Consider the following 11,932-nt stretch of genomic DNA (forward strand, 5'->3'; position numbering starts at 1 on the left):
CTTAAGGAACCCGGAAAGGAGCCGAGAAAGCGCATGAACGCGAAAGGCAAGATGATGTGTCCGGTCTGCGACGTGCCGTTGAGCATGGCGGAACGGCAGGGCGTCGAGATCGATTTCTGCCCCGACTGCCGCGGTGTCTGGCTGGACCGGGGCGAGCTCGACAAGATCGTCGAGCGCAGCGCCGACCTGGCGCCGCAGGCACCCGAACCACAACCGCGCCCTTATGACGACGGGCGTTACGGCGGCGATGGCCGACACGGCGGCAAACACGGCGGCTATGGCAAACACGGCGGCTATGGCAAACACGGCGGCTACCGCCGCAAATCCTGGCTGCAGGAGTTGTTCGACTGAGGACGGGGCAGGGGCGGCGTCCGCGACGGGACGGCGGGTTGCATCTCCGTCGCGGAGCGCCAGATCGAGGACATCCTTGCCCTGGTCAGGCGTGACGATCAGGCAAAGCGACGGCGCAGCGCGACGTTGACGGCTTCGATCGCGATCACCATGACGACAACCGCAATCGTGACGCTGGCCGCCTTGTCATACTGGAATGACCGCACATAGGTCTGGATGTAGAAGCCGATCCCGCCCGCGCCGACGATGCCGAGGATCAGCGACTCGCGCAGGTTCAACTCGAACCGGAAGATCGTGTCGCGGGCGACGACCGGTGCCATCTGCGGCCAGATGGCATGTCTGAGTCGCGCAAGCGGGCCGGCGCCCGCACTTTCCAGCGCGGCGATGGGCGCACGCGACACGCCGTCGATCGCCTCGGCGTAAAACTTGGCGAGCATTCCGGTTGCATGAAACGCGATCGCGATGATCCCCGGCAGCGGCCCGAGTCCGACCGCACCGACCATGAGCATGGCCACGAGGATCAGCGGGATCGCGCGGACGAAGGCAAGCAGCGTTCGGACCGGTCGAAACAGCGCGGGCGCGACCATCGTCTCGGAGGCGAGAATGCCCAGAGGGACCGACAGGACCACCGCGCCCACGGACCCGAGGATCGCGATCCTCAGCGTTTCTGCGCTGCCCTTCACGATCTCGCGCATTACGGTCGGGTCCGGCGGGAACATCCGTCCGAGGAAATCGGCGATCCGGGGACCTGCCGACACGAGTCGGGACAACTCGACATCGGTGGTGACAAGGGACCAGAGGATTGCGCCCGCGATGACGGCGTTTGCGGCAAACCCGCCGAGCCGCATCAGCGCACCGCTCTCAGACCGATACCCGACATCGGCCCCGCGTCGCGGTAAAGATCCGCGGTCGCGTCTTCATCCAGTTCGGACGTCGGCACGTCAAAGACGATCCGTCCGTTGCGCATGCCGATGATACGCTGCGCGAAACGCCGCGCCAGATCGGGCTGGTGCGAGGAAAACAGCGCCGTCGCCCCGCGCATCCGTGCTGCCCCGGTCAGCAGCGAAAGTATCTCGCCGGCGCGGGCGGGGTCGAGATTGCTCACCGGCTCGTCGGCGAGAATCAGACGCGGTTCCTGCGCCAGACACCGCGCGATCGCCACGCGCTGCCGCTGTCCGCCGCTGAGGCTGTCGACCCGGCGTTCGGCGAGATCGGCAATGCCGCAATCGGCGAGTGCAGCGCGCACAACCGTCATGTCGTGCGCACTGGCCTGTCCCGACAGGGCGCGCAGCGGTGGCATACGGCCCAGGCGCCCGTTCAGCACGTTGCGCAGTACCGTGGACCGTTCGACCAGGGCGAATTCCTGGAATACGAATCCGGTGTCGGGTCGGCAGGGACGCGGCGGCGCCCGGTCGGGGTAGAATGCCGTGCCCAGAACCGACACGCGCCCGCGCCAGCCCTGAAGCCTGCCATCGAGAAGCGCCAGCAGCGTCGTCTTTCCCGCCCCCGAGGGGCCGAGCAATGCCACGCTCTCGCCCGAGGGGATCGACAGCGAAACGCGCTCGAGCGCCGGCAGCGCCGCGCCGGGATGCGCAAAGCTCAGATCGTCGATCCGAGCGGCGGCGCTCATCGCAGCAGGCCGCTTTGACGGGCCATTTCGCGCACGCCGTCGTATGCGGCGGCATCGGCTGTGACATAGCCATCGGGCCCGTAGAGATAGCTCAGCTTGTCGCGGTTTTCCGGCGCGTTGAGCTGCAACATCGCAGCGACGAACCGATCCTGCAGACCAGCGTCCAGCCCGGGTCGTGCGATCACCAGATGGCTCGGGATCGGCACGCTTTCCGCGATCCAGGTCACCTCGGCCTGTTGCACCGGTGTCAGCAGCAGGTCGGCGTACTGGCTGGCGCCCGCAGCGTCGACCAGACCCTCGGCCATGGCTTGCATCGCCTGCTGATAGCCGCCTGCGAAGAAGACGCGGCCAAAGAAGGTCTCCGCCGCGCCGGGGCCTTCGATCAGCCCCGCCTTCACGAATTCGGCCAGCGGGTAGAGATAGCCGGATTCCGATATCGGGTCGGCAAAGGCGATGTCCTTGCCCCGCAGGTCTGCAAGCGACCGAATGCCGCTGTCGCGCCGGACAAAGATGCGCCCCGTGTAGCTTGGCGCGCCGCGGTATACCTCGGACAGCAGCGGCACGGCGCCGATCTCTGCCTCGGCCAGAACGAAGGGCAGCGCGCCCATGAAGGAGATATCCGCGTCGCCGTTTCTCAAGGCTTCGACCGCGGCGGCGTGGTCGATGGTGACGAACCCCTCGACCGGAACCCCGATCTGCTCGGCCAGCCAGCCGGTGATGGCCTCGATATCGCCGAGCAGCTTCTCGGGATTCTCCTGCGGGATGAAGGCGAGCCGCAACCTGTCAGCCTGCGCGGCCAGCGGGGTGCCCAAGGACAGCGCAGTCGCACCGGCCAGCGCCAGAACCGTTCTGCGGGTCGGGTGAAACTGCATCAGAAAGCCCTCTCGGCAATCGCGTCGGCCTCTGACTTGAACGCGCTCCAGCTTTCCCCGGCGGCCGCCCAGTCGCTGTCACGCACGGCTGCGCCTACCTCGGCCAGACGTTCGGCCAGTGCGTAGACTTCGGGTCGCGCAGGCAGATTGGACATGGTGCTGGCGTCGGCCGAGAGGTCTGCGGCCACAGTGTCGGTCAGGAGCAGGATGTGCTCCGCGTCCTTTCGCGGCAGCAGCGTGTCGATTGTCGATGCGAATGTCGTCAGCTCGGAGAATGCCAGCCGGAAGGCGGTGTTTTCGGCGTCGAATGCCTCATAGGGCTCGTCCGCCGCGCCCACGGCCTCGAGATAGGCGGTCAGGTCGGATCGGTCCGCCTCGGTCAGCCCGAGCGATTTGGTCTCGTCGAACCAGTCCACGACAGCGGCCAGGGTCGGCAGCGATCCGTCATGGAAATAGGGCGCGGTATAGGCGGTGCCGAGCAGCGTTGGCGTGTCCAGCGCACCGGCGCGGGCACCTTCATAGGCTTGCGCGACGGAGCCGATGTCGTGGGCCTGCCGGTCGAGGAAGTTCGCGTCCGGAACGTGGCAAGTGGCGCACGAGCGCTCGCCGAGCCCGGCGAAGGGCCGGTTGAAGATCGCCTCGCCGCGCTGCGCTGCCTCGGGGGCCGCCTCGGTCAAGCCGCCGTCAGGTGCCAGCATGGAGTTGGGCAGAAAATCGAACTCGAGCATGTAGGCGACCAGCGCGTCCAGCATGAACGGCGTCGGCTCAGCCCCTCCGAACTCGTTGACGATCACGTTGCGGGTGAAGTCGCGCAGGGAGGCGAACCGGCCGTCGCGGCCATAGGGCCCGGTGAAACGCAGACCGCGCAGGCTCGGAATGTCCAGCGGGTCGTCCCGCCGGTCGTTGAAGATCGGGTTGAAGAAGGCACCGTCGACGTCGATCGCGCCGGGCTGATGGCTGGCACCCGGAATGAAGAGCCGCTGGTTGACGTCGGAACGGTTGTGACAGGTCGAGCAGGCGAGTCCGACATCGCGCGCCGGGTTACCGAAAATCTGCGCACTGTCGAACAGCATGTCGCCATAGGCCACCAGCGGCAGGTCGGTCTCGTCGATGCCCTGCTCCTCGAAATTGAGGACGAGCCGCGGCAGCGGGTCCTGATCGAAGATGTCCGAGCCCGGCGGCAGGCTCGGCGGCACGTCGATGGCGCGCCCGCCGAGTACTGCGGTTTCGGGCAGGGCGCTCAGCATCTGACGCGGAGCGAAGCTGTCCAGAAGGTAATTCTCCGCGAGGTAGTCGTCGATGACCGCGCGCGCGGCCTCCATCGCGTCTCGGTCAACGGATGTGGACCCCGCGCCGAGAACGCCCGCGGAGCCCGTACTGCTGTTCAATTCCAGCCAGGCAAGGCCGATTCGCCTTGCGGCGTCCGGCTCGGCCGCGGCAATGCCGTCCGCGAACGCGCGATAGAGTTCCCGAGCTGTTCGCACGGCCTGCTGCGCCCGCGCCGGGTCGTCGGCCGCGACGGCCCGGTCCAGTTCCTCCACGATCCTGAGCGCGATGAGCCGCGTTGCCTCGGCAAAGACGGCCTGGCGGTCTTCGCCTTCGATCGCCGCCAGAAGCCGGGCAGGATCGACGTCGCTTTCGCGATCCAGCCATGCCATCGCGCCGACCGGGAACTCCGAACCCCGGTAGGGTTCCGTCCAGGCAGTCCGGATCCCGTCGCCGGGCAGTGGCGAGAGATTGCCAAGAAACAGTGTCAGCCGGTAGGCCGCCGCCTCGGGAAGCCAGGGGGCTTCCTTGGCGGGGGTCGCGGCGACAGGTCCGGACAGGACGAGCGCACACGCGAACGTGGCAAGCAGCACTCCCGGGAAATTTCGTTTCACCTCGGCCCTCGGATTCTGAAATTAGACATGGCTAATTTATCTACCCGTGGCAAACAAGTTGTCAATCCCGCTGTTTCGCTGCAAAGTCCGGGTATGACAAAGCTGCAATCACATGAGCGTGAACCGCTCGAAACTGTCGACAGGGCGCCCGAGGCGCAGGCCGAAGGGTTTGCGACCGTGCGTCATGCACATGAGAGCGAAATGGCGGAGGATTACGTCGAGCTGATCGCGGAGTTGATCGAGACGCGGGGCGAGGCCAGACCGGTCGAAATCGCCGAGCGGCTTGGCGTAAAGCCGCCGACCGTGACCAAGAACATCTCGCGGCTCAAGACGGCTGGACTGGTCCGGCGGGAACCTTATCGCGCCATATTCCTCACCGATGCAGGGCAGGATCTTGCGGAGACCTGTCGACGGCGCCACAGGATCGTCGTCGCATTCCTCCTGAGCCTCGGGATCGACGAAGAGACCGCAGAGCGCGATGCGGAAGGGATCGAGCATCACGTCAGCGAAACCACGCTGGAGGCTTTCGAGAAGGCGCTCAAGCCACACCGGCGCTACAAGTAGCGAAGCATCTCGCTTTTGCGAGAGGCTGGTCGAGGGGCCGGACAGCTTGGGCGATCGTCACGATCCTGCATGGCGGCCGCGTAAATGGCAAAGGCGCTCAGGGCGAGTGTCCGACCCGTTTCACGATCTGGCTTCGCTGCTGTCAGGCGCAACTCGTCGGCCCGGGGCCTCGGGCGCCGACGATTAGACCCGCACGACGTGCCCGCAGCGAAGCGGTCCACCGTTTGGCCCAGTTTGCCCGCCGATCGGGGGACCGGGAGATGGCCGGGAAGCGAGAGAAGCCGGAAGACCGTCATGACACTGCGGCAGGCTGAAGTGCTGCGGGGGCAGGGCTTGAGCGTTGCCGAAGCGGTGCGCCAGTTCGGTGTGACGCAGCAGACCTGCTACCGGCGCCGTGAGAAGGGCGGGTTGAGTTGGGATCCGCTGAAGCGACTGAAAGTGGTTCCGCAATGGCCGGTCTGTGCAGGCCGCCGCAATAGCATGCCGTGGCACTATCAAGTACCCGAAGTGGTCGCCGGAACGTGATTCGGTAGCGCGTGAAAGTGGTGCCGGTGATAGGACTCGAACCTACGACCCCATCATTACGAGTTTTCCGAAATTCACAGGCCGTATGACCTGCCACTGAACTTTCATCCAGCCTGGACCGGAGCCCGGTTGGTGTTTACGCCGTTTGGCGCAGGTTGAGCAATCGCCCGACGCGCGGAGCTTTCATCTCGCGCAGCGGGGCGGGCGATTGCGGTGGTCAGGGTCCGCGCGTAATCAGCCGGTGTCTGGTATTCCAGGGCCGAATGGGGGCGCTCGGTGTTATAATCGGCAGCCCAGGCGGCGATCACAATCCGTGCGTGATCCAGGTTTCGGAACATGGTCTCGTTGAGCAGCTCGTCGCGCATCCGCCCGTTGAAGCTCTCCACGAAGCCGTTCTGCATGGGCTTGCCCGGCGCGATGTAATGCCACTCGATCCGGTGTTCGGAACACCAGCGCAGGATGGCGTTACTAGTCAGTTCCGTGCCGTTGTCGCTGACAATCATGCCGGGCCTTCCGCGGCGCTCGATCAGGGCCGTCAGTTCACGCACGACACGGCGCCCCGAGATCGAGGTATCCGGGATCGCGGCGAGACACTCACGGGTGACGTCGTCGACCACGTTGAGCACCCGGAAACGCTGACCGTTGGCGAACTGGTCGTGGACGAAATCCAGCGACCAGCGCGCATTGGGCCGGGCCTCGACCAGGATTGGCGCGCGTTCCGACAGCCTTGCGCCGGGCCTTTCGCTTGCGCACCGTGAGCCCTTCTTCGCGGTAGAGCCGATAGATCCGGTTGATCCCGGACGGCTCCCCCTCTCGCCGCAGCAGGACGAAGAGCTGCCGATACCCGAACCGCCGACGCTCGTTGGCCAGCTCGCGCAGGCGGCCGCGCAGCTTCGTATCCGGCGCACGCTGCGCCTGGTAGCGGACCATCTTGCGATCCGCCCCGGCAATCCGGCACGCCCGCCGTTCCGAGAGCCCGAGCAGGGACCTCAGATGCGCGACCGCCTCGCGCTTCACAGCAGGCGTCACCACTTTTTTGAAACTAGCTCCTTCATCGCCGCCAGATCCAGCATCTGCTCGGCCAGCGTCCTGCGGGCTTACGCGGCCCCACTGGGGCCACGGTCCCTTGGACCTACAGCTTCGCGTTCTCGTCCTCGAGCGCCTTCAGCCGTTTGGCCTCCGACACCGTCATGCCACCGAACTTGGCTTTCCAGTTGTAGAAGGTGCCTTCAGACATGCCGTGTTTGCGGCACAGATCGGCGCACTTCGCACCTGCCTCATGCTCGCCCAGGATGCCGATGATCTGCTCGTCCGTGAATCTCGTTCGCTTCATTGTCCGTCCTCATGTTGGGGCGGACTCTAATCGGCGGTGGAGGAAAAATCCCGTGGCAGGTCACCGGGAGGGCTGGCCGGCCGCCCGCTTCCTGGCCGCTATTGCGGAGCACGAACTGGCCGGACGCGCCCACCGCTGGAGCTTCGACTTCGACGCCGTTCCAATGATCTCGAAAGCACAGGTCATGGCCATGGCGGCGGGAGACAGCTGGCTGGCCAAGGGCGCCAATGTCCTGATGTTCGGTCCGCCCGGTGGCGGCAGGAGCCATCTAGCGGCCGCCATTGGCCTGACACTGATCGAAAACGGCTGGCCCGTGCTCTTCACGAGAACCACCGATCTCGTCCAGAGGCTGCAGGTGGCCCGCAGGGAACTGCAGCTCGAGGCCGCCATTGCAAAACTGGACAAGTTCGATCTGATCATCCTCGATGATCTGGCCTATGTCACCAAGGACCAGGCCGAAACCAGCGTCCTCTTCGAACTGATCTCGGCGCGGTACGAGAGGCGGTCAATCATGATCACCGTCAATCAGCCCTTCGGCGAATGGAACAAGGTCTTCCCCGATCCCGCAATGACGCTCGCGGCCGTCGACAGGCTCGTCCACCATGCGACCATCTTCGAGATGAACGTGGAAAGCTACAGACGGCGGACGGCGATGGAGGCGAAACGGAAGAGAGGCAGGCCTGCGGCTTACGCGACAATCAAAAATACACCGCTGATTGACGCTGAGCGACAAACAGCAGCCGAAGAAAATCCTGCCAGCGGCAATCACGATGATAACGTCACCGATGCCGCGACATAGGATCTCATCCTGATTGTCGCTGGCGTCTCTCCCAGATTGACGCGCTGTAGGGCGGGCGGAACCGGGGCTGGTCTGATAGGTCGGCCCCATGCCGAGTGTCCCCGACCTGCCCGATGACATCGACGCCCTGAAGGCGATGCTGGCCGCCTCGGAGGCGCGCAATCTGCGCAAGGATGAGCGGATCGAGCGGCTGGAGAAGCTGGTCGCCGCCTTCAAGCAGGCCGCCTTCGGGCGCAAGTCGGAGAAGATCGACCCGGACCAGTTCGAGCTGGCGCTGGAGGATCTGGAGACGGCAATCGCTGCGGTCCATGCGGACGAAGAGGCCGATGCCCCGGCTTCCAGGCGCAGCGCCAAGCCCCGGGCGGTCGATCGCAAGGCGCTGCCCGACCACCTGCCGCGCATCGAGGAGGTGATCGAACCCGAGAGCCTGACCTGCGCCTGCGGGGGCTGCCTGCATTGCATCGGCAAAGACGTGTCGGAACGGCTGGACATCGTCCCTGCGCAGTTCCGGGTGATCGTGACGCGCCGCGCCAAATACGCTTGCCGCAGCTGCACCGACGGCGTTGTGCAGGCACCGGCGCCGGCACGTCCGATCCCCGGCGGGTTGCCGACCGAAGCGACGGTCGCACATGTTCTGGTCAGCAAATACGCCGACCATCTTCCCTTGTATCGTCACACAAATCTACCGCCGCCAGGGCGTCGGCCTCGACTGCTCGACGCTCGCGGACTGGGTCGGGCGGGCCGCCTTCGAGTTGCGCCCGGTTTTCGGGGCCCTGATGGCGAACCTGAAGCGGTCAACCAAGCTCTTCATGGACGAGACACGGGCCCCGGTGCTCGATCCGGGCAAACGGAAGACCAAGACGGGATACTTCCGGGCGCTGGATCCCGAGCTCGAGGAGGACATGATCACCGCGCTGCGGATCGAGCAGCAGCTGGACCCCACCCACGACCAGTTCATGGCCTTCCTGGCCGACGCCGATCCGTTCCAGGACCGCTACTGGGAGATGTTTGTGCAGGACTGGAAGCCGGGCCTTCTGACCTTCTGGGAGGTCCTGTGGCGCCCTTTCTCGGAGAGCTTGCGGCGCTCCGACGACGATGGTATCAGCCTCGCCATGCCGGCATAGCTCAGCGGTAGAGCAATCGCTTCGTAAGCGATGGGTCGGGGGTTCAAATCCCTCTGCCGGCACCACGAAAACGGGCCCCCGCGGGGGCCCTTTTCTGTTTTTCAGGCGAAGATCAGCGATCCGGCGAAGATCCCGACCGCCACGATCACGACGTACTTCAGCACTTTCCAGAGCACGATCCCGGTGACGGCATAGGCGGCGCCATCGTTGGGTCGTGCGAGATCATCGATGACCTCTTTCATAATTTTCCCTGATATAACAAATGCTTATTTGTCCAGCCCGGCTGGCCTAGGGTGTGGAAAATGGTACACCGGGGAGGCCGGTAGCGGTGGGGGGCAGGTAAGCCTGTGGGCCTGCGAGCTTGCGAGCCCGTGAGCCTGTGGGCCTGAGCCCGCGCGCCCGTGAGCCTGAGCCACCAGCCCGCGAGCCCTATCCATAGCCGCGAGCCTGTCGGCCTGAGCCGCGAGCCTGAGCCCGCGGGCCTGTGAGCCTGCGAGCCTGAGCCGCGAGCACACGAACCCTACCCGCGAGCCTGCGCACCAGGAACCCACACGCCACCCGTCTGTCCAGCGAGTTCAAAATTTCAACTTCGCGAAATGCGTGTGGACGCCGCGAGCCGCGCACTGCAAATCCGACACTGCAAATCCGATGGAGGATCTCAAGAACATTGAACTGTTGCTGGACATCCGCAACTGGCTGCGTCTCGGTGCCCCCGAGACAGCCGAGGGCTTCCGCTTCCGCATGGACGCCTGGATCGCTGTCCGCACCACCCCGTTCGGGGGCTGGACGGGCATCTCGGTCGACCTTGCGGGAGCGGCGCCGCTCTTCGGGGACTTCCGCTTCCTCGAGAACATGATCACGCCGTCCCTGATCGGGTTCGCCACGAACGAGCCCTACGTTCTGGCAGCTGCGGTCGAGCCTGTGGCAGCGGAGCTGCTCGGACTGGACGAGACCACTGCACGGCAGCTGTTCGTGCCTTGGGAATTCCCCGAGTGGTCGGACATGAACCGGCGGGTCTCGCCGTTCCACACCGCCCGGGTCGGGTCGCCGCCCGGGACCCGGCCGAAGCCCGTGAACTGGCGCGTGGACAGGCCGATCCCGGGCTGTGGCTGGTCGATGAAGGCAACTTCTGGCCCGACCCCTACATCACCGGCGTCGATGAGGTGGGCGAGGAGGTGTACCGCACCCAGGTGGCATCACATGGACATCGACATCAGCGGCAACCCCCTCGTCTGGCGGAGCTACTACCTGGGCGCGGACGGCCTCGAGTGGACCGACGAATGGTCGTGCCAGTGCGACTCCGACGGCGTCGAACCCCACCACAGCGAATGGATCGGGCCCCAGGACGCCGCCGAGCGCGCCCTCTGGGAAAGCCTGCCGGATCAGGAGTGAGCAACATCAAGATCGATACCAACAATCTTTATGTAACCTCAGCCGAGCAACGTCGGGAAGCCACGATGGAGCTGTTGATCGTCATCGTGGAACTGGATGGCGCCCCGGGTCTGCGCGATCTGCTGGATGGGATCCGAAATCGGGACGAGGGCACCTACAGCGAGATCTGCGCCGCGGCTGACGAACGGGAGGACTGGGGATGAAGATCTGGACCATCACCTTCGATGACGAAGATGGCCTCCGGACCGTCGTTGCGAGCTTCCAGGCCGACGCCAATGCCACGGTGCGTGAATGGCTCACTTTTCATTGGGCGTGCTGGGTCGTCCACGAGGGCTCCATGCCTCCGATGCCCGCCGACTGGCGCGAGGCCTACGAGGTCCTGCGTGACACCGTTGGCTTCATGGACCGCGTCCAGGTCGAGGAGCATGACGTCGACCCGGAGATGGCGATCATCATGCCGAACGGGACCGTCTGGTATTTCGACTATGTCCACGAGTTCCTGAAGGCCTGGCAGCTGGCCCATGAAGGGGCGGGCTACGCCCCCGGCAACCCGGCACTCAAAGGCGAAGTCCTGCGGCTCCAACGACGCCAAGGAGTTCGCTCGGGCCATTTCGCGAAGCTGCGATTGAATCAAGTCGTGCCCCGGTGTCCACCGGGGAATGATAATAACTTCCAGTTTGAAGTCGCCAAGAAGCTGCAAGCCTCGGCGACTGAACTCACCCAGAAATACAATCTGAAGCCCGGTTTCGCGGAGGCAACGATGCTGCTGACCGTGGCCGGCGCGCTGCTCGACCGGGCTCCGAACGCCACGGAGACCCGCTGGCTGACCTCCGACGATTACAACCGGCTGCTCGGCTGCTGCTGGGACGAGATGCACAAGAAGGTGGTGGAGTTCGCCTGCAACACCGGGCTGCGTTATGGAAAGTTGGCGGCGCTGCGCAAGCCGATGATCCATCTCCACAACCGGGAGATGTTCATCCTCGACCAGCGGAACAAGAACCAGAAGCCGCGGATGGTGCCGCTGAACCCGATCGCGTTCCGCACAGTCCAAAAGCTGTGCGAAACCGCCCCCTGCGAGCTGGTGTTCTGGCACCGGAACACCCGTCGGCAGGGCTTCGGGGAGCCGGCGCCGTTCACCTCGTTCCGCGGGTTCTTCCAGAAGTCCCGGATCCGGGCCGGGCTGAACGACGTTCGTTTCCATGACCTTAGGCACACGTTCGCATCCTGGTGGGTGCAGAGCGAAGGCGATCTGCTGGTGCTGAAGGACGTCCTCGGTCACTCCACGCTGAACATGGTCCAGCGCTACGCACACCTCAACACCGCGGCGCACCGTGCGGCGATGGACAAGTTTGTTCCGCACAGTTTCCGCACATTCCCCAAGGAGGCGCCCGCACAGTCACGACCAACCCTATGAAATCGCGTGAGGAAAAAGTAAACACGCATGGGGGTGCAAGAGATTACG

The 11,932-nt window shown here is 65.0% G+C and carries 12 protein-coding genes, 1 tRNA gene and 2 pseudogenes; 9 read left to right on the plus strand and 6 right to left on the minus strand.

The features are described 5' to 3' along the window. Positions 1-33 precede the first annotated feature (33 nt). Complete coding sequence (locus tag GE300_RS16510) at positions 34-351, plus strand: TFIIB-type zinc ribbon-containing protein (RefSeq protein WP_154448058.1); 318 nt, start codon at positions 34-36, stop codon at positions 349-351. A gap of 98 nt (positions 352-449) precedes the next feature. On the opposite strand, the gene phnE is transcribed toward GE300_RS16510, so the two are convergent. The 4 genes from phnE to GE300_RS16530 are packed head-to-tail and all read right to left on the minus strand — an operon-like array spanning position 450 to position 4,712. Then, a complete protein-coding gene (gene phnE, locus GE300_RS16515; RefSeq protein WP_154448060.1) occupies positions 450-1,199 on the minus strand; it encodes a phosphonate ABC transporter, permease protein PhnE in 750 nt (249 codons plus the stop codon). Beyond that, the gene (locus GE300_RS16520) at positions 1,199-1,981 is read right to left on the minus strand and encodes a phosphonate ABC transporter ATP-binding protein (protein WP_154448062.1); all 783 of its coding nucleotides are present in this window, start codon (positions 1,979-1,981) and stop codon (positions 1,199-1,201) included. Before GE300_RS16520 ends, phnE begins: the two co-directional genes overlap by 1 nt. Beyond that, positions 1,978-2,853 (minus strand): phosphate/phosphite/phosphonate ABC transporter substrate-binding protein, encoded by an 876-nt coding sequence (locus GE300_RS16525; RefSeq protein WP_154448064.1) that lies wholly within the window; start codon positions 2,851-2,853, stop codon positions 1,978-1,980. Before GE300_RS16525 ends, GE300_RS16520 begins: the two co-directional genes overlap by 4 nt. Further along, complete coding sequence (locus tag GE300_RS16530) at positions 2,853-4,712, minus strand: cytochrome c peroxidase (RefSeq protein ID WP_325063285.1); 1,860 nt, start codon at positions 4,710-4,712, stop codon at positions 2,853-2,855. Before GE300_RS16530 ends, GE300_RS16525 begins: the two co-directional genes overlap by 1 nt. A 114-nt stretch (positions 4,713-4,826) precedes the next feature. Between GE300_RS16530 and mntR the strand changes: the two genes are divergently transcribed. Next, a complete protein-coding gene (gene mntR / locus GE300_RS16535; protein ID WP_154448066.1) occupies positions 4,827-5,297 on the plus strand; it encodes a manganese-binding transcriptional regulator MntR in 471 nt (156 codons plus the stop codon). A 294-nt stretch (positions 5,298-5,591) separates the two neighbouring features. Then, positions 5,592-5,822 carry a hypothetical protein gene (locus GE300_RS16540; RefSeq protein ID WP_154448068.1) on the plus strand — a complete coding sequence of 77 codons (231 nt, stop codon included), beginning with the start codon at positions 5,592-5,594 and terminating at the stop codon, positions 5,820-5,822. Positions 5,823-5,926: 104 nt separating this feature from the next. Here the strand turns inward: GE300_RS16540 and GE300_RS16545 are convergent. After that, positions 5,927-7,155, minus strand: a pseudogene (locus GE300_RS16545) (IS3 family transposase). A 52-nt stretch (positions 7,156-7,207) separates the two neighbouring features. Between GE300_RS16545 and istB the strand changes: the two are divergent. The 3 genes and pseudogenes from istB (at position 7,208) to GE300_RS16560 (ending at position 9,143) form a co-directional block, all read left to right on the plus strand. Further along, a complete protein-coding gene (istB, locus tag GE300_RS16550; RefSeq protein WP_325063286.1) occupies positions 7,208-7,954 on the plus strand; it encodes an IS21-like element helper ATPase IstB in 747 nt (248 codons plus the stop codon). Positions 7,955-8,042: 88 nt separating this feature from the next. Beyond that, positions 8,043-8,835 (plus strand): annotated as a pseudogene (gene tnpC, locus GE300_RS16555) (IS66 family transposase); the annotation flags it as partial. A 233-nt stretch (positions 8,836-9,068) separates the two neighbouring features. Beyond that, positions 9,069-9,143 (plus strand) — tRNA-Thr (locus GE300_RS16560). A 36-nt stretch (positions 9,144-9,179) separates the two neighbouring features. On the opposite strand, the gene GE300_RS16565 is transcribed toward GE300_RS16560, so the two are convergent. Continuing rightward, the gene (locus GE300_RS16565) at positions 9,180-9,320 is read right to left on the minus strand and encodes a hypothetical protein (RefSeq protein WP_154448070.1); all 141 of its coding nucleotides are present in this window, start codon (positions 9,318-9,320) and stop codon (positions 9,180-9,182) included. A 406-nt stretch (positions 9,321-9,726) separates the two neighbouring features. On the opposite strand from GE300_RS16565, the gene GE300_RS16570 reads away from it, so the two are divergent. The 3 genes from GE300_RS16570 to GE300_RS16580 are packed head-to-tail and all read left to right on the plus strand — an operon-like array spanning position 9,727 to position 11,884. Beyond that, positions 9,727-10,470: a hypothetical protein gene (locus tag GE300_RS16570; RefSeq protein ID WP_154448072.1), complete on the plus strand. Its 744-nt coding sequence runs from the start codon at positions 9,727-9,729 to the stop codon at positions 10,468-10,470. Next, on the plus strand, positions 10,467-10,673 hold the full coding sequence (locus GE300_RS16575) for a hypothetical protein (RefSeq protein WP_154448074.1): 207 nt from the start codon (positions 10,467-10,469) through the stop codon (positions 10,671-10,673). The genes GE300_RS16570 and GE300_RS16575 overlap by 4 nt, the downstream gene beginning before the upstream one ends. Next, positions 10,670-11,884, plus strand: coding sequence for a tyrosine-type recombinase/integrase (locus tag GE300_RS16580; RefSeq protein WP_154448076.1), 1,215 nt, complete (start codon positions 10,670-10,672; stop codon positions 11,882-11,884). Before GE300_RS16575 ends, GE300_RS16580 begins: the two co-directional genes overlap by 4 nt. Positions 11,885-11,932: the final 48 nt, after the last annotated feature.

The sequence above is a fragment of the Halovulum marinum genome (assembly GCF_009697225.1).
In the GTDB taxonomy this organism is placed as follows: Bacteria; Pseudomonadota; Alphaproteobacteria; order Rhodobacterales; family Rhodobacteraceae; genus Halovulum; species Halovulum marinum.

What these genes read in the sequence shown, in the direction of transcription:
- GE300_RS16580 (WP_154448076.1), top strand. Translation starts at nt 10,670, where the DNA reads ATGAAGATCTGGACCATCACCTTCGATGACGAAGATGGCCTCCGGACC.
- mntR (WP_154448066.1), top strand. Translation starts at nt 4,827, where the DNA reads ATGACAAAGCTGCAATCACATGAGCGTGAACCGCTCGAAACTGTCGAC.
- phnE (WP_154448060.1), bottom strand. Translation starts at nt 1,199, where the DNA reads ATGCGGCTCGGCGGGTTTGCCGCAAACGCCGTCATCGCGGGCGCAATC.
- GE300_RS16565 (WP_154448070.1), bottom strand. Translation starts at nt 9,320, where the DNA reads ATGAAAGAGGTCATCGATGATCTCGCACGACCCAACGATGGCGCCGCC.
- GE300_RS16525 (WP_154448064.1), bottom strand. Translation starts at nt 2,853, where the DNA reads ATGCAGTTTCACCCGACCCGCAGAACGGTTCTGGCGCTGGCCGGTGCG.
- GE300_RS16520 (WP_154448062.1), bottom strand. Translation starts at nt 1,981, where the DNA reads ATGAGCGCCGCCGCTCGGATCGACGATCTGAGCTTTGCGCATCCCGGC.
- GE300_RS16510 (WP_154448058.1), top strand. Translation starts at nt 34, where the DNA reads ATGAACGCGAAAGGCAAGATGATGTGTCCGGTCTGCGACGTGCCGTTG.
- GE300_RS16570 (WP_154448072.1), top strand. Translation starts at nt 9,727, where the DNA reads ATGGAGGATCTCAAGAACATTGAACTGTTGCTGGACATCCGCAACTGG.
- GE300_RS16540 (WP_154448068.1), top strand. Translation starts at nt 5,592, where the DNA reads ATGACACTGCGGCAGGCTGAAGTGCTGCGGGGGCAGGGCTTGAGCGTT.